Origin of the sequence: Bartonella elizabethae F9251 = ATCC 49927 (genome assembly GCF_000518165.1) — a bacterium.
GTDB classification, from domain to species: Bacteria; Pseudomonadota; Alphaproteobacteria; order Rhizobiales; family Rhizobiaceae; genus Bartonella; species Bartonella elizabethae.
In genome coordinates this window covers 19,175-43,707 of record NZ_JADB01000003.1, presented here as the reverse complement: position 1 = coordinate 43,707, position 24,533 = coordinate 19,175, and the positions used below count along the sequence as shown (strand labels likewise).

Here is a 24,533-nt window from a genome sequence, read left to right as displayed (position 1 = left end):
CCCTCATGAAAACTGCCATCATTCAACTTCCTGGATTAAATCGCGACCGAGATATGGTTGCAGCATTGCATCATATAACAGGAGTTGAGCCACTCAAAATTTGGCAAACAGAAACAACAATTCCCGATGTAGATGTTATTATTATTCCGGGTGGTTTTTCTTATGGCGACTATTTGCGATGTGGGGCTATTGGAGCACGAACCCCCGTCTTAAAAGCTATTCGTGAAAAAGCACAAAAAGGGGTTACAATAATAGGTATTTGTAATGGATTTCAAATTTTGTTGGAAGCTGGATTGCTCCCTGGGACTTTAATGCGTAACGCCTCCTTAAAATTTGTTTGTCGTGAAGTCAAACTTGAAGTCGTTAACGCCAAAACAAAATTTTCTCGATATTATTCTAAAGGACAAATTATTCGTTGTCCTGTTGCCCACCACGATGGAAATTACTTTGCTGACAGTGAAACATTAAAACAGATGGAAGATAATGAACAAATTGTTTTTCGCTACGCAGAAAATACAAACCCTAACGGCTCAATAAAAGATATTGCTGGTATTGTTAATAAAGCTGGTAATATTCTTGGTATGATGCCCCATCCTGAAAACTTTATTGAACCTGCCCATGGAGGAATTGACGGTCGTTTACTTTTTCAAAGCACTTTAGAATTAGTTAATAGATAATGCTACAAAAATCCCTATACGCAATAACTTTAAAAACAAAAGTTTATATCATTTCTCACGTTGTAAATTTATAAACGGGAATTCTATACAAATAACAATGGATATTATTAAATACATAATTATTTAAGATTGTTTTTGGTCTTGAAATCCACCCAACCTAACAAACAAAATCTGCCACCTTACAGATGAATATTTTTTTATTAAACCACATAGTTTTCCATAATCTAAACTGCTAGATTAAAAAAAATTAAAATGCTGAATTTCGATTAATTTGACGGATAAGTACTCATGAATCCTTGCAATAACATCACAATTACACCAGAGCTCATTGCACAACACGGTCTAAAAGAGGATGAATATCAACGTATCTTAACGTTAATCGGGAGAGAACCAACATTTACTGAATTGGGAATTTTTTCTGCAATGTGGAACGAACATTGTTCCTATAAATCCTCTAAAAAATGGCTCAAAACACTTCCAACAGAAGGAAAGTGTGTCATTCAAGGTCCTGGTGAAAATGCTGGTGTTGTTGATATTGGTGAAGGGCAATGTGTTGTTTTCAAAATGGAAAGTCATAACCATCCTTCTTATATTGAACCTTATCAAGGGGCGGCAACAGGTGTAGGTGGTATTTTACGTGATGTTTTTACAATGGGTGCCCGTCCTGTTGCAGCGATGAATGCATTGCGTTTTGGTGCCCCTCAACACCCCCGAACACGCCATCTTGTCTCTGGTGTTGTCTCTGGAATAGGTGGTTACAGCAATTCTTTTGGTGTTCCAACAGTTGGTGGAGAAATCAATTTTGATGAGCGTTATAATGGCAATATCCTCGTTAACGCTTTTGTCGCCGGTATTGCAAAGACAGATGCCATTTTTTATTCTAAAGCACAAGGCGTAGGGCTCCCTGTTGTTTATCTTGGTGCCAAAACAGGGCGAGATGGTGTTGGTGGAGCAACAATGGCTTCTGCTGAATTTGATGATTCAATCAGTGAAAAACGCCCAACTGTTCAAGTTGGTGATCCTTTTACAGAAAAATGTCTTCTTGAAGCGTGTTTAGAGCTCATGGAACTTGGAGCCGTGGTTGCTATTCAAGATATGGGGGCTGCAGGACTCACCTCTTCTGCCGTTGAAATGGGTGCAAAAGGAAATCTAGGAATACAGCTTAATCTCGATAAAGTTCCCGTTCGTGAAGAAAACATGACAGCCTATGAAATGATGCTTTCTGAAAGTCAAGAGCGTATGCTCATGGTTCTTAAACCAGAGCTAGAAAAGCAAGCAGCAGCAATTTTTCATAAGTGGGGGCTCCATTTTTCCATTATTGGAAAAACAACCGATGATTTACGTTTTCGTGTCTTTCATCAGGGAGAAGAAGTTGTTAATCTTCCCATCAAAGAACTTGGTGATGAAGCGCCTGTTTATGATCGTCCTTGGAGTGAGCCTGCCAAAAAAACATTTCTGAAAGCAGAAGACGTCAAAAAAGTTGAAAATCTTGGTGATGTGCTTTTAACCTTATTGAATTCTGCTAATCAAAGTTCACGACGATGGGTTTATGAACAATATGATACGCTTATCCAAGGAAATAGCCTCATTTGTCCAGGAAGTGATGCGGGCGTCATCCGCGTCAACAATAAGAGTAGACGAGCTCTTGCTTTTTCTTCTGATGTAACCCCGCGCTATTGTGAAGCAGACCCTTATGAGGGAGGAAAACAAGCTGTCGCAGAATGCTGGAGAAATATTAGCACGACAGGTGCAACACCACTGGCTGCGACAGATAATCTCAATTTTGGAAACCCTGAAAAACCTGAAATCATGGGACAACTGGTTTTTGCAATTAAAGGCATCGGAGAAGCTTGCAGAATGCTCGACTTCCCTATCGTTTCAGGCAATGTTTCTCTTTACAACGAAACAAATGGGGAAGCTATTCTTCCTACCCCCACAATTGCTGGTGTAGGACTTCTGAATGATTGGTCAAAAATGGTCACAATAAGTGGTATGCAAAATGGAGATAGTATCATTTTAGTAGGAGATTGCGGCTCTCATTTAGGACAATCAATCTATGCACGTGACATTTTAAATATTGATGCAGGTGCCCCTCCCCCCGTAGATTTGCAACTTGAAAAAAAGCATGGTCAATTTGTCCGAGATGTCATTCATAACGGTTTCGTTCATGCCGCTCATGACATTTCTGATGGAGGACTAGCGATTGCACTTGCAGAAATGGTCATTAAAGCAGGGAAGGGAATCAAAGTAAAATTAAGCAATAAATCTCCCCACCATGCAGAACTTTTTGGAGAAGACCAAGGACGTTATCTCTTAGCCATCAAACCTGATGCTCTCAACAATCTTAAAGAGCATGCACAAACCCACGCAATTTCTTTAATAGAGCTGGGTCAAGTTGAGGGAGATTCCCTTCATATAGATGGAATATTCGCACTTTCAGTAGAAAGTCTCACACAAGCCTATGAGAACTGGTTTCCACAATTTATGGGTAAAGAATAAAAAATTTATTCTTTTTCTTAAAATAACTCTTACAAAAAATGAACGACATAGGAGAATAATGATGGCAATGAGTGCCCATGCAATTGAAACACTTATTCGTGAAGGTATTCCTGATGCGACTGTAACAATTCGTGATCTTGCTGGCGATGGAGAACATTATGCTGCAGAAGTTATCTCTGAAAGTTTTCGTGGTAAAACCCGTGTTCAGCAACATAAAATGGTCTATGATGCCCTTAAAGGTAATATGGGGAATGATCTTCACGCCTTAATGTTACAAACAAATATCCCAAAATAGTCTAAAATTTCTTCTTGCATTCATTCATTCAATACGATTAAAAATAGTACGAACATTACACACTTATAAAAATCTGAGATATCGAGGAATAAAAATGACCACTGTTCATGATTTTATTGACAACGAGATTAAAACAAACGACGTCATTTTATTCATGAAAGGAACGCCTGACGCTCCACAGTGCGGTTTTTCAGGACAAGTTGTTCAAATCCTCAACTATTTAGGATTGGACTATAAAGGGATTAATATTCTGACTTCTGACGAATTGCGTCAAGGGATTAAAGAATACTCAAATTGGCCAACAATTCCACAGCTTTATGTTAAAGGTGAATTTATTGGAGGGTGTGATATTGTTAAAGAAATGTTTCAAAACAATGAGTTACAGGAACTTTTAAAAGAAAAGAATATTCCGTGTAATCAATCATAGGTATCTTTTATTTTATTCAGACTCTTAAAAGAGAGCTGTTTTTAGACGAAATTTTTATTTCAAGGATGCCATATGTCATATTCAGTTGATGAACAAACGCATAGTGATGCGATTAGAAAAAAAATTGGCTATAAAGAATTTGTTATTCTAATTGCTTCACTCATGGCTATTAATGCTATAGCGGTAGATATTATGTTGCCAGCTATGCCCAATATTTTGGAAGGATTAAATGTTCTCAACGAGAATGATCAACATTATATCATTTCGAGTTATCTTATTAGCTATGGTATTGCTCAAATATTTTTTGGTCCAATAAGCGATCGGTATGGACGACGCAAACTTATGCTTATTGGGCTTGCTTTTTATTCATTTACGGCGATTGGTTGTGCCTTTGTAACTGATTTCTCTCTCTTGCTTATTTTGCGTGTCTTGCAAGGGATTGGAGGAGCGTCTATGCGCGTTCTTACAGTTTCTGTCGTCCGTGATCTCTACAGTGGTCGAAAAATGGCAGAAGTCATGTCTATTGTTATGATGGTTTTTCTTGTTGCCCCCATGGTTGGTCCCGCAACAGGACAGATTATTTTACTGCTCGGGCACTGGCAATTTATTTTTGTTTTCATGGCAATGATTGGTTTTGGGCTAATGATTTGGATTCTATTTCGCTTGCCTGAAACACTTCATGAACAACGCCCTCTTTCCTTTTCTTCCATTAAGCACAACTTATGGATTGTTGTGACAAATCGTACTACACTTTGCTACACACTTGCAACGTCCATCATTTTAGGCTGTATTTTTATTGCTGTTAATACATCACAACAAACCTACGAAGGAATTTATAACTTAGGCTTTTGGTTTCCGATAGCTTTTGCCATCGGCGCTGCATTTCAGGCTTTCTCATCATTCATGAATTCTCAACTTGTTGGACGTCTTGGAATGCGGCGTATTGCTCATACGATGCTTTTGCTCTTTTGTGCCACTTCATGCATTTGGTTTATTGGATCCGTCTTAGCAGGTGGCGTTATCTCTTTCCCCTTTTATATGACATTATATTGTATATTAATGTTTACCTGCGGTGGTATAATGGCCAATTTTAATACACTTGCTCTCGAATCTCTGGGCGAAATTGCTGGTACAGCCTCTTCTGTCTCCGGATTTCTCCAAACATCTATCGGTGCAGGGTTGAGCTTTTTTGTAGCGCAACAATTTGATGAAACAACCATCCCAAACTCAGCAGGATTTTTCTTTCTCAGTCTCGTTGCCATCCTTCTTGTCTTATGGGCTGAACGCGGTCATCTCTTTAGGCAGTATCATCATAACCCTAACGAATAAGCATACTTAAGAGAAAACTAATAACATCTCTCTTGAACAAGAAAGATAGGCCTTTCACACAAAACAAAATACCTCCCAATAGAACATTTTTGTGTTAAACATTCACATATTTGTTTTAAAGATATACCTCTCAAAACATCAAATTATTGCACGATAGTCCTTATACATGATATAAAACATTCTATCATCCCCACGCTTATGAAGCGTGTAAAGCTTTTACCTTTGTATTTCTGCCCCCAATGTTACAACATCTCTTGGCTCTTAAAACAGCTCATAAAAGAAATTTTTAATTCTTTTCTTTATAAATTTCTATCTACAATACTAATCCACTTGTGATATACAAGTGGATCATTTTGATTGTTTCAACATGAAGAAGATTGAAATAAGAAAACCTATGATCTCAGAGCTTCTCATTCAACATGAGAATGATATTGAAACTATTCTTATAAATTGATATCTTATCGTGGGATAAAAATATATAAGCATTTCTTTTACGTTTTTATAGGCTTAAAATAAAAACGTTCTATTATTTAATTGGTAAATTTTCCTGATTTTGGAAATCCTTTTGGAACCAGACGCCCGACACCTGCACGTGTTCCCATCCATTCAATGAGATCATCAGCTTGACGGTTAAAAATTCGTTCAGCAGTATCTTGCCAACTTAAACCTTCTGATAAATTAAAAGTCTTGGCATCAACAATGCCACCCTCTTTGTAACGTTGTAAACGAACCCCTTTACCACGATTCATTTCTGGTATTTGTTCAATAGAAAAAATAAGCATTTTGCGGTTTTCACCAACCACAGCAACATGATCACCATTGACTGGAACACAAAGCTTTACCTTATCAGGAGATTTCGCATTCATCACCTGCTTTCCTTTTCGTGTATTGGCAATCACTTCTGCAGCAGGAACGATAAAGCCATAGCCCTGAGATGAAACCAGGAGCAATTTTTCTTCTGCATGATGCACAAAAGCTGTAAGAACATCATGCTCATCATCCATATCAACTAAAAGACGAATGGGCTCACCCTGTCCTCGTCCTCCAGGCAAACTATTTGCACTAAGTGCGAAAAACTTTCCACCATTACTTATTAGCACAATCTTGTCGGTCGTAAATGCTGGAAATGCCAACTTCAAACTGTCTCCTTCTTTAAAAGAAAGCGCTTTGTAATCGTGCAAATGCCCCTTCAAAGCACGCACCCACCCTTTTTCAGAAATAACAACAGTCACCGGTTCTTTTTCGATCATTGCTTGTTGAATATCATCAAGGTCATGTCTTGGTGCTTCTTCAAATGTCGTACGCCTTTTCCCTAAGAGCGTTTCAGGACCAAAAGTGTTGCGAACTTTTTTAATTTCTTCTGAAATTATTTTCCATTGTTTTATAGGAGAGGCTAACAAATTCTGTAGTTTTTCTTTTTCAGCTTTAAGCGTTTCAAACTCCTTACGAATTTCAAATTCTTCAAGCTTGCGTAAAGAACGCAAGCGCATATTAAGAATAGCTTCAGCTTGATTTTCTGTTAATTCAAAACGCTTAATCAACTCCTTTTTCGGTTCATCCTCTTCACGAATAATCTGAATAACCTCATCGAGATTCAAATAGGCAATAAGATAACCATGAAGAATTTCCAATCGGCCATCAATTTGATCAAGCCGATAGTGAGAACGTCGAATAAGGACTTCTTGACGATGTTCAAGCCATTGTTGCAAACTTTCTCGCAATGAGAGCACATTCGGTATTTTTCCCAACGATAAAACATTAAGATTAAGAGGAAACCTTACTTCAAAATCAGTCAATTTAAAAAGAGATTCCATAAGAAGTTCAGGATCAACCGACCGATTTTTAGGAACAAGCACAATGCGGATATCTTCTGCTGATTCATCCTGAATATCCTCAAGCATTGGTAAGCGCCGCGCAAGCAACAATTCCGCAGTTTTTTCAATAAGGCGTGACTTTTGAACTTGATAGGGAATTTCAGTCACAACAATCACATAAGAACCACGGCTACCAGTTTCCTGATGCCAACGTGAACGTAATCGAAAAAAACCCCGCCCGACACGATAAGATTCCTCAATACTCTTTTTAGGTTCAACCAAAATACCACCGGTTGGGAAATCAGGTCCCAGCACAAATTGGTTTAAATCCTCATCACGCGTATCAGGGTGTGCAATCAAATGCAGAGCTGCGTCACAGAGCTCAGCAACATTATGGGGAGGAATAGATGTTGCCATACCAACAGCAATACCTGAAGAACCATTAGCTAAAAGATTAGGGAAAGCACCTGGAAGAACAACAGGCTCTTCATCTTCTTCATTATAGGTCAAACGAAAATCAATAGCATTTTCATTAATTCCCTCAAGCAACAACGCAGCCACTTCAGTCATGCGTGCTTCAGTATAACGCATAGCCGCAGCATTATCACCATCAATATTACCAAAATTGCCTTGTCCATCAACCAACGGATAACGAACCGAAAAACTTTGAGCCAAACGCACCAAAGCATCATAAATAGAGGCATCTCCATGAGGATGAAATTTTCCCATGACATCACCAACAATTCGCGCACATTTCGCATAAGATTGTCCAGGGTTCAGTTTAAGAAGACGCATTGCATGAACAATCCGACGATGGACAGGTTTCAATCCATCACGCACATCAGGCAATGCACGATGCGTAATCGTAGAAAGTGCATAAGCCAAATAGCGTTCCTGTAAAGCGGAACGTAACTCTATTGGCTCAATATGTTCTTTATCAAAAGGTAAATTCATTTTATCAAACATAATATTAGAACAAAAACTCCCACAATAATAAGAAATTATTATGTAGGATTTATTTAATGCAAACTCTTATGAGTAAACTTTTCTATTAAAAGTCAACGACATAAAAATAAACGTTGTAATTAGAACATGAACAGAAAATTATATCAATTTGAAAAATTTATATATGCCTCTTTCCTCTTGTCCTAAACAATATATGAAAATATTTAATACATTATCGAAAACTTCTTTCAATATCCTCTTTAAGAGGTAAAAAAACAAACTAAAAGAAGTAGAAAATATCTTCATTATTAAAGAAAGCGACAAGCATTTTTAAATAAATAAAAATCTAAAAACAATGCTATTATTGGCCGATACATCTAAGAAAACTGGAGTTATGATATAACTTTTCAAAACGATGTAAAATCAATTTTTATAGTCTATCCAACAACAACAATTTTTCCCAAAATATATTGTGAGTGCAAATTATTCTAAACAAAAACTTTATTGAAAGTTTTTCCAAATCCGACAATATAATTTGAGGGCTCACAAAGAGTCATTTCATCCTTTTAGGAATGAAAAAAGCACCTTTCAAACATCATCTTTCAGTATAAGGTAAATTGTATAACAACTTCATCCTGTTTTTCTATGAAAAACTTAAAAAATATTCAAAGCTTATAGAGTTCCCCAAGGTTGAACCCATAGGAAGAAAAAATGCATTATTTTCATAAACGCGAAGAGAGATAATTATCTTTTACCATGTCGTAAGAAATTCAACAAAATATATATAAAATATTGTTATATATATAACTTAAATAAAAATCCCAAGTATTCTAAAGTTTTCTCATTTCCAATTTATTCATGATAAATCAAGCACAATCATTTTCCTGCTTATCACAAAGGGAAGAGCGACTATCTAAGATAAGGAAAATGACAGCTTACTCTTTATTCAATAAAGATGGCAATGGTTTTTCATAGCACTCATGAGGTTTTAAGTTATATCCTTCATGAGAGAGTGTCATAACACGAGATAGACTATACATTGAGAGATATTTCTTTAAAAACAATGCCTCTGGAAGGATTAATACAATAGCATTCTTCACCTCTCTAAGTCGATAAACAACAGATATGCTCTTGAGAAGCATCAAAAACTTCACACTATGGAGAAAGAAACGACAACAATCTATAAATCACTTTATGAACTATTTTTGTGCGTAGGAGCCATACGGATTCCTAACTCACGTAATTGTGTAGAAGAAACATCAGATGGCGCACTCATCAAAAGATCAAGTGCCTGTTGATTCATAGGAAATAAAGCAACTTCACGTAAATTTTTAACACCTTGCAACAGCATAATAATGCGGTCAATTCCCGCAGCCATACCGCCATGGGGGGGAGCTCCATAATGGAATGCGCGATAAAGAGCACCAAAACGATCTTTCACAACTTCCTTAGAAAGTCCTACGAGTTCAAAAACTTTAAGCATCATTTCAGGCAAGTGATTACGAATTCCACCGGATGCAATCTCATAACCATTACAAACAAGATCATATTGAAAAGCTTTAAGCGTAAGAGGATCTTGAGATTCCAGAGCATTTTCTCCCCCTTGAGGCATGGAAAAAGGATTATGAGCAAAATCAATTTTTTTCTCATCTTCATTCCATTCAAAAAATGGAAAATCAACAATCCACGCTAAAGAGAAACTCTCTCTATCGACAAGGCCTAATTCTTCTCCTACCCGTATGCGGGCTGCTCCAGCAAAAGATGCGAATTTTTTTGGATCTCCAGCTACAAAAAAACAAGCATCCCCATTTTCAAGTCCAAGTTGTCTACGAAGCGCTTCAGTTCGCTGCTCACCAATATTTTTGGCGATAGGCCCTGCTCCTTCAAATTTTCCTTCTTCTTCGCGCCAGAAAATATAACCGAGCCCTGGTTGTCCCTCACCTTGTGCCCATCCATTCATACGATCACAAAAAGCACGACTTCCACCCGTTTTAGCCGGAATAGCCCACACTTGTGCATTCTCATCATTCGCTAAAATCTGAGCAAACACTTTGAAACCAGAATTATAAAAATGCTGAGAAACATCTTCCATAATGATCGGATTACGCAGGTCAGGCTTATCAGAACCGTATTTCCGCATTGCTTCCTCATAAGAAATGCGAGGAAAGTTTTGTGTCACCGTTTTCCCATCTGCAAATTCTTCAAAAATAGAACGCATAATGGGTTCCATCGTTGCTAAAACATCTTCCTGCTCAACAAAACTCATTTCAATATCTAATTGATAAAATTCACCAGGAAGACGATCAGCCCGCGGATCTTCATCTCTAAAACATGGCGCAATTTGAAAATAACGATCAAAACCTGACATCATCAACAACTGCTTATATTGCTGTGGTGCTTGTGGTAGTGCATAAAATTTTCCCTGATGAACACGACTTGGAACCAAAAAATCACGTGCACCTTCCGGCGATGAGGCTGTCAAAAGCGGCGTTGTAAATTCCGTAAAACCATTATTTTGCATAGCCCGTCTCATAGACGCAATAATTTCAGTCCGACGCATAATATTTTTATGCATAGTCTCCCGACGCAAATCAAGAAAACGATATTTTAATCGAATATCTTCTGGATAATCAGGCTCACCAAAAACCGGTAAAGGAAGCTCCTCAGATTTTGAAAGAATTTCTACCTCTTGTGCAAAAATTTCAATTTCACCTGTTGGAAGCGTTGCATTGATAACCTCATCAGACCGCGCACATACCTCCCCATCAACACGAATGACCCATTCAGAACGCACTTTTTCAATAACTTTAAAAGCTGGCGAAGCAGGATCCGCAACAATTTGTGTGATTCCAAAATGATCACGCAAGTCCACAAAAAGAATTCCTCCATGATCACGAACACGATGGACCCAGCCCGAAAGACGAACTTGTGTTCCTACATCACATCTACGAAGAGCCGCACAATGATGACTGCGATAACGGTGCATGTTTTTTGCCTTTGATTATAATATTCACATGCGCTACAAACGCTTTTTAATAACCATTTGTCAAGATATGAGAATAAAAACGGGAAAATAAAGTCAATAAAAGACAAATTTAATGTATCGAATGATAATAAAATGATGAATCTTATTACACAAACAACAGATCTTGAAATTGCACTTAACGCTCTACGGACCTCTGATTTTGTAACAGTTGATACTGAGTTTATCCGCGAAACAACTTTTTGGCCTCAACTGTGTTTAATCCAGCTCGCATCACCAGATGTTACAGTCCTGATTGATCCCATAGCCCCAGATATTGATTTACAAGCATTTTTTGACCTCATGATCGATAAAAAAATTGTCAAAGTTTTTCACTCTGCTCGCCAAGATATTGAAACGATTTATTATCTTGGAGGCGTTATTCCTTCCCCTCTCTTCGACACACAAATAGCCGGATCAATTTGCGGATTTGGTGATTCGATATCCTATGATCAAATTGTACAGCGCTGCACGGGGCATCATCTTGATAAATCTTCCCGCTTTACAGATTGGAGTTGTCGCCCCCTGTCTGAAAAACAATTACTCTATGCCGTTGCTGATGTCACTCATCTAAGAGATGTCTATCTCCTCTTGAAAAAAAGATTAGAAAAAAATCAACGGACTCACTGGATGGATGATGAAATAACTATCCTCTTAAATCCTAAAACCTATGATATGCCAGAAGATGAAGCATGGAAAAAAGTGAAAGGAAAAGTTAAAAAACCGCGTGAACTTGCTGTACTACAAAAGATAGCCGCTTGGCGTGAACGTGAAGCACGAAAACACAATATGCCCCGTCGTCATATCATGAAAGATGAATGTCTCATAGAAATAGCAACCCAACAACCAAAAGATGAATCTGCGTTAAAACGGTTGCGCAGCCTTAATAAAAATTGGGATAAACGTTCAATGACGTCATCATTAATCAAGGCTGTCCACGAAGGCTTAGAGGCGGATCTTTCTACTTTACCCCCTATTCCTAAATATAACCCACTCAATGATACGACAGCCGCTGCTATCGATCTGCTCAAAGTATTATTAAAACTTGTTGCAGACGAAAACAGCATTGCCCCCAAAATTATTGCGACATCTAGTGATTTAGAAAAAATCGCCAATGGAGGAATAAAGAAAAATATCCCTGCTATGAATGGCTGGCGCTATGAAATATTTGGTCAAAAAGCTGAACAACTGCTAAAGGGACAGATAGGATTTTACTTTAACGATGGAAAAATAAGTACAAAACAGCTTTAATGTATATTTCTTCCACATCCTGAGATTGCTATAAATGCTTTTGAAGAGAAACTCGTATTGTGTCAAAATGAGTAGCAAATCAAAAGAGAAAAATTTTACAATTGCATCTTATTGAATCAATTTTATTTGAAATAATATAAAAAAAACTTCTGAGTAAATTTAAAACATTCTCATTTTTAAAATCCATTACGCTCCTTATTATCTGCATCAACTAGTATGCTCTATAGGACAATACAAATAGGATAAATAAAATCTGCTGCTGACAAATTAAAAAAACTTAAATCATAAACGCTTATTAAAGAGAACAGCTCAATCAACTAACAATTTTGTTAAAAAAATCTAAAAAACACGAATCTTTTCATAAAAGTTTTAAAAGAAAAATTCTTAATAAAAATGGCAATGCAATCATTAAAAATCAATGAGCATAGAAACTAAAACACCTAATCTTTTAAGATCTAAAATGCGAATAAATGAGAAGGAAAAATCAAGAAACTTCAAAAGCAAGAGGTTTCTTTATTATTTTCGATAACTTCTTTAATCGTCCAAGAGGACGTTCTCCCAATAATCCAGCGTAATTTTGGGGGATCTGCAAAACGATATGATCTTCTTTTTTAAGCCACAATAAATGAGGTAAAATCCCTGCAACAGAAGCGCTAAACAGATGAGCAATACGCATGGTTTCACCAAGAATACGTGCTTTCTCAATGATATTTGGCGTTGCTAATTGAAAAATAGGAAGAGATTCTTTATCAACCAATACACTTGTATTGCGAAAAAAAACCGCAAGCGCTGCATAAAGGCGCCCCTCATGAGAAATTCCTGGATAAGATCCTAATGCTATCTGATTGGCTGCTTCATTGCCTCGATAATCTGGATGTATACGCCAACCAATATCTGCGAGAAGACAAGCCGCTTGACGATAACGGCATTCATTTTCAGTTTCTGAAATTCCAAAAACGTCAAAGGCATTCGTCGTAAAATCAATAAGCTCTTCTGCTTGTTTTGGAGAACGTGCCCGTAAAATAGCCATTTCTGTACATGCAGCAATGAGAGGGTCTGAAAGTCGAATAGTCTGCGGCAAGCGTGAATAAAGAAAACCTTCACGAACGCCAGCACCAGAAAAAATTATCTTTTCAAACTCCATAGACTGAATGAGTTCAATAAGGACAATTGCCCCATACGATAAAAGTTTCCGACGATTCTGTGAAACCGCCGCAATCCCTCTCATATTATCAATATTGCCGCCTGCCACAAGACGTAAAAATTTCTCCATTTCCATAGCATCAACTTCATAGCCATGCATAACAGGGAGACGATAGTGTTTCATTGCCATATGGAGTTTTGCCAAATTACGCCATGTTCCCCCTACGGCATAAAAATAACGTGCCATGCCTTTACGCGTACGCACAACAGAAGATTTATAAAATTGCTCATGCACAATTTTTGTAGCAACAGCACTATCATTATTTGACATATACTGTAGTCGTAAACCACCCAATGGAAGCGTAATCCCTTCACCAACATCAGAATGATCAATATCAATAAGTTCCAGACTTCCCCCCCCGAGATCTCCAGAAAGCCCCTTTGGTTGATAAAAAGTAGAAACAACCCCATAGGCGGAATACATTGCTTCTTCACTTCCTGAAAGCAGATATATTTTATTTTGTAAAATATCTTCAGCATTTTGAATAAACGCGACACCATTTTTTGCATCTCGTGCTGCTGCCGTTGCTAAAGTATAGACCTCATCTGCCCCAATCTGTCGACACAGTGTTCGAAATCGTTTGAGCGTTTGCAACGCCATTTTCACCGCTTTTTCTTCTAAAAACCCCGTTTTTGCAACACCATGACCAAGACCACAAAGAATCTTTTCATTAAACAAAACCGTTGGGGAGCGAACAAGCCCTTCATAAATAACCAACCGAACAGAATTTGATCCAATGTCAATAACAGCAACAGGCTTACGCCCTTTTAGCCGACCTTGAGCATCTCTATGTGTCATTGGATTTCAGTCTTTATGTATTTTAGCTTGTTGGCGATGCAACGCAACCAAGCGCGGAATAGAAGATTCAAAAGACTCATTTTTCCCCGCAAAACCTGTATTGGCCATAAAATACTCCTGCGCATTAAACGGACTTTCACCTTTCTGCGGTGTGATACGTTTCGATGTTCCATCTTCCAGTATATCAAAGCTTTGTTGATTATCAATGAGATTAGCCAGCATAATTTGTAAAAGAATCTGCCGCCGCACCATTTTATTAAAAATTGGAACCAATATTTCAATACGGTAGTCTAGATTACGAGGCATCATATCAGCAGAGCCTAAGTAAACAAGTGCATTTTCGTTAGGCAAATCCTGACCATTTCCAAAACAAAAAATGCGACTATGTTCAAGAAAACGCCCTACGATTGATTTTACACGAATATTATCCGAAATTCCTGGAATACGAGGTCGTAAACAACATATCCCCCGCACAACCAAATCAATCTGTACCCCTACTTGACTAGCACGATATAAAGCATCAATAATTTCAGGATCAACTAATGCATTTACTTTCATCCAAATAGCAGCAAACTTTCCTTGTTGTGCATGAGCAATTTCCCCTTCAATATGTCGAAGAATACGACCACGCAATGTTAAGGGCGAAAAAGCAATCTTCATTGTTTCATGTGGACGCTCATATTGCGCAATATAATTGAACAATAACACAACATCATGAGCGATATCATCATCCGTGGAAAAAAAAGAAAGATCCGTATAAGTTTTAGCGTTAACAGGATGGTAATTTCCTGTTCCAAGATGAACATAAGAACAAAGACGTTTTCCTTCACGTCTTACAACCAAAGACATCTTAGCATGCGTTTTTAGAGTAATAAAACCAAAAATCACTTGAACTCCAGCATATTCAAGATCCCGTGCCCAACGAATATTTGCTTCCTCATCAAAACGTGCTTTAACTTCTACCAAAGCGGTCACAAACTTTCCCTGTTTAGCCGCTTCAATCAAAGCGCTAACAATTGGGCTATCATTTGACGTCCGATAAAGTGTTTGTTTGATTTCCACAACATCAGGATCGTGGGCAGCTTGACGTAAAAATTGGACAACAGCATCAAACGTTTCATAAGGGTGATGAATCACAATATCATTTTCACGAATCGCCGCAAAACAATCCCCATTATGTTTACGAAGGGATTCGGGAACACGAGGAATATAAGGAATAAATTTGAGATCATCACGGGGAATAGAAACAATTTCTGAGACCATATTAAGTGCCAAAGGCCCATCAAGAACATGAATACAGTTATCAGGAACAGCAAGACAATTCGCTATAAATTGGCGTAAATTCTCTGGCATTTTTGCGTCAAATTCAATGCGAATAACCTGCCCACGCCGCCGCCTTTTAAGCGCCTTTTCAAAAAAATGAACAAGATCCTCAGCTTCTTCTTCTACTTCAATATCGCTGTCCCTAATCACTCTAAATGTACCAATTTCATTAACTTCATAGTGAGGAAAGAGATATTTAATAAAAAGGTAAATAACATCTTCAGATGCAATAAAACGAAAATGATGCCCCTCTTCTTGAGGAAGAAGAATAAAACGCCTTAAAAGCATTGAAATGGGTAATAACACTGTACATACGTGTTGCCCCGCCTCTTCAGACAATTGAAACGCAAGAGAAAGCCCTAAATTAGGAATAAAAGGAAAAGGATGTGTAAGGTCAACAGGCAAAGGTTTGAGAACAGGAAAAATTGTATCAAGAAAATATTTTTCAAGCCACGATTTTTCAATATCTGAAAGATCATTAGAACAAATAATTTCAATATCATTCTTTTTTAATTCTCCACGTAAAACATTCAATTCCCGTAGTTGATGAGCCTGCAACCGTGAAATCTCAGCTAACACAACATCAAGTTGTTCTTGTGGAGTATACCCATCTGCACTGCACGCTGTAACATGAGCACGAATTTGAGCCACAAGACCAGCAACACGAACCATAAAAAACTCATCAAGATTTGTTGCTGAAATCGAAAGAAATTGTAACCGTTCTAATAAAGGATGTTTCGAATTAGCAGCTTCCATCAAAACACGATTATTAAATTGTAACCATGAAAACTCTCGATTAATAAACCGCACCGGATTTTTCATTGTTATATCCGATAGAAAAATTTTATCTGCCACCCTCTGTTCCATATATGCTCATTAATCTTCTTTTATACTTTCTAAAATCCTTGACGAAATACCTCACATAACATTCTATAATATGTTATCCTCCTCATAATACATCAATGTCTCATTTTTATTATTATGTTTCCATTTAATATTTAAAAATACTTAGAAAAAAGTTCTATATGCAAAGTGCTAAACACATGCCGATCATTCTATATAGCATAATAGAAGAGCATTTTGTCTTAAAAAGCATCTTGCATTATTATAAGCATTATTACAAACTCGTGCTTGTAAAATGGAAGAGCCTCATCATAGTGGATGAGACAATTTATTCTGGAGTTTATACACCATGGCTGATCATAACATTCCTCATTTCCAAAATGACCTTGGATATAAAACAATCGAAATTGGTGTGAAAGAATTTATGTGCGTAGGCGCAACACAACCCTTCGATCATCCTCATATCTTTATCGATATGGGAGCAGCTGATGAGAAAATCTGCCCTTATTGCTCAACCCTTTATCGTTATGTTCCCTCACTCTCCTACGATCAAACAAACCCAACAGGATGTTTATATCATCCAAAAGAGCCAGTATAATGCGTTATCGAGCTTTCTACCACTCTTTTAGTTTTGCTTATTTAATATGAAATCATTTGTGGAGCAATCACCCATCATCGTTGGAGGCGGAATTGCGGGTTTAAGCACCGCTTTAGCGCTCGCTCATAAAGGAATTGCAAGCACCATTATCGAAAAATGTAAGCAACTTGAAACGATAGGTGCTGGTATTCAGCTCACTCCAAATGCAACATCTATTCTTGCTCACTGGAAACTTCTTAACAAACTCACTGAAGTCGCAATAATCCCAGATTTTCTTGAGTTAAAAGATGGAATATCTTTAAAAACACGTCTACATGCTCATCTTATCAATCTAACAGAAAAATATTGGAAAGCCCCTTATATGACCATTCATCGTGCGGCTTTACAAAAAATTTTATATAATGCAGTGATTGAAAATCCCCTGATTAAATACAAAGCAGGCGAAACAATCATATCTTCTACCCACTCTGCAACCAACATTAAAATAACGACAACAAAAACAGATACAGCAACAAAACAGCTTTATTCAACGCCCCTCCTAGTCGGATGTGATGGCGTTTGGTCAACATTACGGCAACAAGCTCCTTTTCATGAAAAAGCAAGTTTTAGTGGCTTTATTGCTTGGCGTGCAACAACAGCATGTGATAATCTTCCTCAAAGCTTTCGTTCTTCGTTACAAAATATGAAGACAATCACAGCATGGATGGGACCAAACAATCATCTTGTTGTCTATCCCCTTCAGTCGTCAGAAAAAATTTTTAACTTTGTCGCTATTACGCATGGAGAAAATTCAAAAGAAGGATGGGCACATAAAGGAGATAAAGAAAAACTTAAATCTCTTTTTAAGGATTGGAATTCAAAAATCTTACAAATCTTTGATCATATTGATGAATGGAGATATTGGCCTCTCTTTCACATGAAACAAAATCGTTTTCTAGGCTTAGAGAGACAAGTATTTGTTGGCGATTGTGCGCATGCAGCTTTACCTTTTGCAGCGCAAGGTGCTGCTATGGCAATCGAAGATGCTGCTACATTAGCAGAAGCACTTTCATTGAAAGATCTTTCATTAACGAAAGCACTTTCGCTTTACGAAACAACACGCATTCCCCGTCTTGAAAAAGTAAAAAAACGCGGAGATTTCAACAGATTAGCTTATCATGCAACCGGCCCCATAGCAATAGCCCGTAATCTTATAATGAAAATTCGTACATCTGAGAGCATTATGTCAAACCTCCACTGGCTTTATAGGTATGATGTTATGAATTCCATAAAAAATAATGATCAAAACTTATAAAGTTCTTGCCGTACTTTGAATATTAGCAAGAAAATAGATTTTTTGACTTTATGACATTAAAAATCCACCAGTATTTACTCAAATAAAAGCAAGCTCTTTCGAAATCACTTATCTGTTTTTCAAAACTCAACTTCCAACTTTTCCAAAAGCAAAAATCCCCTCGAATATCCCCCTCTCTTTACTCTTGTTTTAACTTAATTCTACATCGACAACACCCTGAATTAATTTCATAGCATTTGCGACATGTGAATTGACCTTATATCGCTTTGGAAGTGCGATTTCGACTTCTCGCAATCCATTTTCTTGAATTAAAATAAGTCCGACCTCTCCATTTCCCCCAAGATTTAAATTTTGTTCAATTTGTGGAAGCATCTCAACTGTTTTTATAAAAAGACGCATCATTTTATGCTGCTGTAATGCTTCCTTTTCCAAAGACTGAATTGTCTCAATTCGCAAACTAACCCCTTCAGAGCGATTTTCTGCACTTACCGTAATAATAAAAGATTTTCCAGGTTCTAGCATCTCCTCATAATCCGAAAGTGCTTCAGAAAAGAGAACGGCCTCATATTGTCCGCTTGTATCAGAAAAATGAATAATTCCCATTTTTTTACCAGATTTTGTTTTGCGTAGATTCTTTGCTACAACGGTTCCAGCAAGCCGTGCAGCTGTTGCTCCCCCTTTAACGGCATTGGCAAAATGACTCCAAGTCTGAACACGTTTTTTGGCGAGAATAGCTTGATACTCATCCAATGGATGAGCCGAAAAGTAAAAGCCTATTGCTTGAAATTCTCGATAAAGTTTCTCAGCCAGTAACCAAGGAGTCGTTTGGGATAAAATTAATGGTTCTTTTAATCCGCCTTCCATTCCAAATATATCAAACTGCCCACTAGAATTGTCATCGAGAATACGCTGTGCCCGTGCATGAAGCGTTCCAAGATTGGCTAATAAAACTTCACGCGCAATATTAAAACAATCAAAAGCACCAGCATAAACTAAACTTTCCATCGCACGCTTATTAACAATACGAGGATCAACACGTGCACAAAAATCTTCCAGATTCTTAAAAATCTTATTCCCACGGCAAGCAACGATATGATCGACAACTGTTTCTCCCACCCCTTTAATAGCAGCAAGAGAATAATAAATACAGTTCTCACCAACCTCAAAAACACGATGAGATGTTTGTATAGAAGGTGCAATAACTTCAATACCCAGCCTTAATGCCTCACGCCGAAAATCATTGAGCTTATCCGTATTTGTCATATCATGCGTCATTGAAGCAGCTAAAAACTCAACGGGATAATTAGCTTTCATATAAGCTGTTTGATAAGAAACAATTGCATAAGCAGCAGCGTGTGATTTATTAAAACCATAATCGGCAAATTTTGCTAAAAGATCAAAAATAATATCCGCTTGCTCTTTATCAACACCACCAGCAACGGCTCCATTGACAAAACGTGTACGCTGTTTTTGCATTTCTGCATGAATTTTTTTCCCCATAGCACGACGTAATAAATCAGCTTCTCCAAGCGAATAACCAGCCAGCACCTGAGCAATCTGCATTACCTGTTCTTGATAGACTATAACACCTTGTGTTTCTTTAATCAGATGATCTATTTTAGGATGAATAGAAGCTATTTCCTCTTCTCCGTGTTTGCGTGCATTATAGGTTGGAATATTCTCCATTGGACCGGGACGATAAAGCGCAACCAGCGCAATAATATCTTCAATACGGTCTGGCTTCATTCCAATCAGCGCCTTGCGCATACCAGAACTTTCCACCTGAAACACGCCAACCGTTTCACCACGTGCCATCATAGCGTAGGTTGCTTCATCATTCAGAGGGATATTTGACAAATCTATTTTGTTCCCTTGTCTAGCAACAAAATCAACGGCCATTTTCAAAACAGTAAGCGTTTTTAACCCAAGAAAATCAAACTTTACCAGCCCAGCCTGTTCAACATATTTCATATTAAATTGCGTAACAGGCATATCAGAACGAGGATCGCGATACATCGGGACAAGCTCCCAAAGTGGACGATCTCCAATAACAATCCCCGCAGCATGAGTGGAAGCGTGACGATAAAGTCCCTCTAACTGAAGTGCTATATCTAATGTGCGTCCAACAACGGGATCTTTTTTCTTTTCTTCTTCAAATTTAGGTTCATCCTTAATCGCATCCGCTAATTCTACCTGACTTCCTGGCGTGGCAGGAATTAGTTTTGTAAGATAATCCACCTGACGATAAGGAACTTCTAAAACACGCCCTACATCACGCAAAACCGCACGAGCTTGTAACTTACCAAAGGTAATAATTTGAGCAACTTGATCACGTCCATATTTTTTTTGAACATATTGAATAACTTCTTCACGCCGCTCTTGACAAAAGTCAATATCAAAATCTGGCATCGAAACGCGGTCTGGATTGAGAAAACGTTCAAAGAGAAGAGAAAAACGCAATGGATCAACATCGGTAATCGTCAATGCATAAGCAACAAGTGAACCAGCACCAGAACCCCGCCCTGGACCAACAGGAATATCATGAATTTTCGCCCATTTTATGAAATCTGAAACGATAAGAAAATATCCAGAAAATTGCATACGCGTAATAACGGAGATCTCATAATCAAGCCGCTGTTCATAATCTGCGATCGTATACCCTACAGCCAATCCAATCGTTTTAAGTCGCATTTCTAAACCAGCTTTAGCTTGATTTAACAATTCACTATCTTCTGCTTCTAAAGTAGTTTCTGAATTAGTAGATTGTTCTATAAAACGAGGCAATATCGGTTTTCGAAGAGGCGTGGCAATATGACAACGCAATGCAATTTCAACACTATTTTCTAAAGCTTCTGGCAGATCAGAAAACAATGCAACCATTTCATCTTGTGACTTCAAGTAATGATCTGGCGTCACCCTTTTGCGATCAGGATTAGAGACGATTTGCCCTTCTGAAACAGCCATTAATGCATCATGCGCTTCATACCCCTCTCTCTTCAGAAAAAAAGCTTCATTCGTTGCAACAAGAGGAACTTCATGCGCATAAGCCAATTCAATAAGATCTGCTTCTACCCCACGGTCATAAGAGCCATGCCGTTGTAATTCCACATAAAGACGATCAGCAAAAGTTTTTTTCAAATAAATTAAGCGCTCAAGGGCGCGTTCTTTTTTTTCTTCTGCCAAGGAAAGATTAATAGGTCCTCCCTTGCCGCCCGTTAAAGCAATGATGCCTTCACTGTGTGCCGCTAACCAATCAGCTTTAATATGAGGAGGATCAGTATCACATTTATCAAGATAAGCACGGCTTACAAGACGAACCAAATGAGCATAACCGGTTTTGCTAGCAGCCAACAGAACGACAGAACAAAAATCAGAAGCATTCCGTCCTTTAACCAAACGTGAATGATCATTTTTATCACAAAAATCAACGGTAATCTGACAACCAATAATAGGTTGAACCCCATGAGAAAGACAATACTGAGAAAATTCCAAAGCCCCAAATAAATTATTGGTATCGGTAATAGCAACCGCTGGTGCATGATCTGAAATCGCCTGTTGAATAATTTGTGGGATTTTTAAAGCCCCTTCAAGCAAGGAATAAGCTGAATGCACTCTCAAATGAATAAAGCGAGGAAGAGAATTTTTGTCCTCTTGCAGTTTATTTTTATCTTTGATCACTCTAACAATTTCCCACTACAAACTAAATGCTAAACAAAACCCCTTAGAGCAAAAATTTCAGGCTAGCATAACCTTAAAACTATAAATTTATCATTCCACATAGGAAAATATCTCAATTTTATTGATCTTTATAAGAGAGTTCTATCAAGAAAATTCTTCTATTCACAGCAAATAAACGCCTAAAATAAAAAGAAGCAAAATATACCTCATATAAGCTCTTTAATTTTAGCATTCTTTTAGTATATCTTTTTAAATATTCATTTTTCTTCCTAAAACTCAATAAGTTAATCAAACAATTTCCTCTTTATGAATTTATCCCCAAAAAGCTCTTCTAAAGGTCTAGAAAAAACAAAAAGAGCAGGTTAAATTTTCTTATGCCTCCAAGTCTTCTTACTCCTCTTTTTAATTCTATTCGAACCCTTGCTGGTATTACACCTAAAGTCTATGGTTTACTGACAAAACTTTTAAATGTGAATCCTACACAACGTGAAGCAACCCTTATGGATCTTCTTCAATTAATGCCTCATTCTGTTATAGACCGCAGGATGCGTCCCAGCATTGCTTACGCAAAAGAAGGAGAGACTGTTACGCTGGAAATTGTCATCGATCAACATCAACCACCCCCTCGTGGTCATAAGAAAATTCCCTATCGTGTTATTGCCCATGATCAAACAGGAAAAATAAATTTAGTTTTTTTTCATGCACAGCCTCTTTGGCTCAAAAAACAACTCTCTGAGGGGAAAAAAGTCATTGTATCAGGAAAAGTTGAATGGTTTAACGGGCAACTTTCAATGGCGCATCCCGACTATATTATCCCGAGTGAACAATCAAATCAGATTCCTCTCATCGAACCTGTTTATCCTTCTACCGCCGGACTCGCTTCAAAGACGTTAAGACGTGCTATACAAAACGCTCTCGATTTTATTCCTCTCCTCCCAGAATGGATAGATGAAAATATTAAAAAGCAACAAAATTTTTCTTCCTTTTCTGTTGCTTTACGCCGTATCCATGCCCCCATTAACCCCGATGATCTATCCTTAGAAAGTACAGCACGTAAACGTCTTGCCTATGATGAACTGCTCGCTTGTCAATTGGCGCTAGGTCTTGTTCGTTTAAAAACAAAATCTCTTGTTGGGACTCCTCGACCATCAACGGAAACTTATACGAAAAAATTGCTTAATATTCTCCCCTTTCAGCTCACAAAGGGACAGATAAAAGCGGTAGAGGATATCGCCAATGATCTTGCTTCACCAGAACCGATGCTAAGACTGCTCCAAGGCGATGTAGGCGCGGGAAAAACAGTCGTGGCACTAATGGCAATGGCACAAATTGCTGAAAATTCAGGACAATCAGCTTTAATGGCCCCCACAGAAGTGCTTGCTCGGCAACATTTTGCCACCATCACTCCTCTTGCCGAAAAGATAGGCTTACAAACAACGCTTTTAACAGGACGAGAAAAAGGAAAATTGCGGACAAATATTCTGAATGATATTTTATCAGGCCAAGTTTCTATCGTCATTGGGACCCATGCACTCATACAAGACAGTGTTACTTATAACAATCTCGCTTTAACCATTATCGATGAACAACACCGTTTTGGTGTGCACCAACGTATTGCCCTTACAGAAAAAGGCAATAAACCGGATATGCTAGTTATGACCGCCACACCCATTCCCCGCACACTTGTCTTAACAGCTTTTGGTGACATGGATGTATCCAAAATTACAGAAAAACCAATGGGACGACAACCAATTACAACAGCAATGCTTTCTTTGAAACGTATGCATGAGCTTATAGAGCGAATTGCAATTGCACTCGAAAAAGGAGAAAAACTCTATTGGATTTGTCCTTTAGTGGAGGAATCGACAGCTCTTGATCTTACTTCAATTGAAAATCGTTTTGCGTTTCTTCATGAACGCTTTGGAGCTCGCGTTGGGATGATTCATGGCAAAATGTCTACAGCAGAAAAAGAAGCTGCTATGGCATCTTTTAAATGCGGAAATACACGTATTTTAGTTGCAACGACCGTCATTGAAGTCGGCGTGGATATCCCAGACGCTTCGATTATTATCATCGAACATGCAGAACATTTTGGTCTTTCACAATTACACCAATTGCGTGGACGTGTAGGACGAGGTGATAAAAAATCTTCCTGCATTTTGCTCTATAAAGATCCACTCACCAAAACAGCAGCAAAACGCCTAAATATTATCCGTAATACAGAAGACGGTTTTGAAATTGCCGAAGAAGATTGGCGCTTGCGAGGCGAAGGAGAACTTTTGGGCACAAAACAGTCTGGCGTCCCTGAATTTCATATAGCAAATCTTGCTGTTCACAGTGATCTTTTGTCAATAGCAAGAAAGGATGCACGCTTATTTTTACAACGCGATCCTCATCTTTCTTCTGAGCAAGGACAAGCTTTACGGTTGCTCCTTTATCTTTTCGGACACGACAACGCTACACGTCTCTTACGAGCAGGATAATGATAGAAAAGAACCTTTGATAAAAATAAAAACACCCGCTATGCAAATAAGCT

At 38.0% G+C, this 24,533-nt stretch carries 14 protein-coding genes; 9 read left to right on the top strand and 5 right to left on the bottom strand.

The features are described 5' to 3' along the window. Positions 1-5 precede the first annotated feature (5 nt). The 5 genes from purQ to T429_RS0103895 all read left to right on the top strand — a co-directional run bounded on the left by purQ (position 6) and on the right by T429_RS0103895 (position 5,227). Complete coding sequence (gene purQ, locus T429_RS0103915; RefSeq protein WP_005773429.1) at positions 6-677, top strand: phosphoribosylformylglycinamidine synthase subunit PurQ; 672 nt, start codon at positions 6-8, stop codon at positions 675-677. A 288-nt stretch (positions 678-965) separates the two neighbouring features. After that, on the top strand, positions 966-3,176 hold the full coding sequence (purL, locus tag T429_RS0103910) for a phosphoribosylformylglycinamidine synthase subunit PurL (protein ID WP_005773428.1): 2,211 nt from the start codon (positions 966-968) through the stop codon (positions 3,174-3,176). Between the two features lie 61 nt (positions 3,177-3,237). Continuing rightward, on the top strand, positions 3,238-3,471 hold the full coding sequence (locus tag T429_RS0103905) for a BolA/IbaG family iron-sulfur metabolism protein (RefSeq protein ID WP_005773427.1): 234 nt from the start codon (positions 3,238-3,240) through the stop codon (positions 3,469-3,471). 94 nt (positions 3,472-3,565) lie between these two features. Further along, a complete protein-coding gene (gene grxD / locus T429_RS0103900; RefSeq protein ID WP_005773426.1) occupies positions 3,566-3,898 on the top strand; it encodes a Grx4 family monothiol glutaredoxin in 333 nt (110 codons plus the stop codon). 72 nt (positions 3,899-3,970) lie between these two features. Beyond that, a complete protein-coding gene (locus tag T429_RS0103895) occupies positions 3,971-5,227 on the top strand; it encodes a multidrug effflux MFS transporter (RefSeq protein ID WP_005773425.1) in 1,257 nt (418 codons plus the stop codon). A 530-nt stretch (positions 5,228-5,757) separates the two neighbouring features. On the opposite strand, the gene parC is transcribed toward T429_RS0103895, so the two are convergent. Together parC and aspS are read right to left on the bottom strand one after the other, a co-directional pair. Next, complete coding sequence (gene parC, locus T429_RS0103890; RefSeq protein WP_005775138.1) at positions 5,758-8,007, bottom strand: DNA topoisomerase IV subunit A; 2,250 nt, start codon at positions 8,005-8,007, stop codon at positions 5,758-5,760. Positions 8,008-9,178: 1,171 nt separating this feature from the next. Next, the gene (aspS, locus tag T429_RS0103885) at positions 9,179-10,972 is read right to left on the bottom strand and encodes an aspartate--tRNA ligase (RefSeq protein ID WP_005773422.1); all 1,794 of its coding nucleotides are present in this window, start codon (positions 10,970-10,972) and stop codon (positions 9,179-9,181) included. A gap of 132 nt (positions 10,973-11,104) precedes the next feature. Here aspS and rnd point away from each other — a divergent pair, with 132 nt between their 5' ends. Next, positions 11,105-12,259, top strand: a complete 1,155-nt coding sequence (gene rnd, locus T429_RS0103875; RefSeq protein WP_005773421.1) for a ribonuclease D — start codon at positions 11,105-11,107, stop codon at positions 12,257-12,259. 484 nt (positions 12,260-12,743) lie between these two features. On the opposite strand, the gene ppx is transcribed toward rnd, so the two are convergent. Both ppx and T429_RS0103865 read right to left on the bottom strand, forming a co-directional pair. Further along, on the bottom strand, positions 12,744-14,261 hold the full coding sequence (gene ppx, locus T429_RS0103870) for an exopolyphosphatase (protein WP_005773420.1): 1,518 nt from the start codon (positions 14,259-14,261) through the stop codon (positions 12,744-12,746). A gap of 6 nt (positions 14,262-14,267) precedes the next feature. After that, positions 14,268-16,451: an RNA degradosome polyphosphate kinase gene (locus T429_RS0103865; RefSeq protein WP_005775139.1), complete on the bottom strand. Its 2,184-nt coding sequence runs from the start codon at positions 16,449-16,451 to the stop codon at positions 14,268-14,270. 325 nt (positions 16,452-16,776) lie between these two features. On the opposite strand from T429_RS0103865, the gene T429_RS0103860 reads away from it, so the two are divergent. Both T429_RS0103860 and T429_RS0103855 read left to right on the top strand, forming a co-directional pair. Beyond that, on the top strand, positions 16,777-17,025 hold the full coding sequence (locus tag T429_RS0103860; protein ID WP_005773417.1) for a zinc-finger domain-containing protein: 249 nt from the start codon (positions 16,777-16,779) through the stop codon (positions 17,023-17,025). Between the two features lie 46 nt (positions 17,026-17,071). Continuing rightward, positions 17,072-18,319, top strand: a complete 1,248-nt coding sequence (locus T429_RS0103855; RefSeq protein WP_005773416.1) for an FAD-binding protein — start codon at positions 17,072-17,074, stop codon at positions 18,317-18,319. Positions 18,320-18,508: 189 nt separating this feature from the next. On the opposite strand, the gene dnaE is transcribed toward T429_RS0103855, so the two are convergent. After that, positions 18,509-21,997 carry a DNA polymerase III subunit alpha gene (gene dnaE, locus T429_RS0103850; RefSeq protein WP_005773415.1) on the bottom strand — a complete coding sequence of 1,163 codons (3,489 nt, stop codon included), beginning with the start codon at positions 21,995-21,997 and terminating at the stop codon, positions 18,509-18,511. Between the two features lie 374 nt (positions 21,998-22,371). On the opposite strand from dnaE, the gene recG reads away from it, so the two are divergent. After that, a complete protein-coding gene (recG, locus tag T429_RS0103845) occupies positions 22,372-24,480 on the top strand; it encodes an ATP-dependent DNA helicase RecG (protein ID WP_005773414.1) in 2,109 nt (702 codons plus the stop codon). The last annotated feature ends 53 nt before the right edge of the window (positions 24,481-24,533 follow it).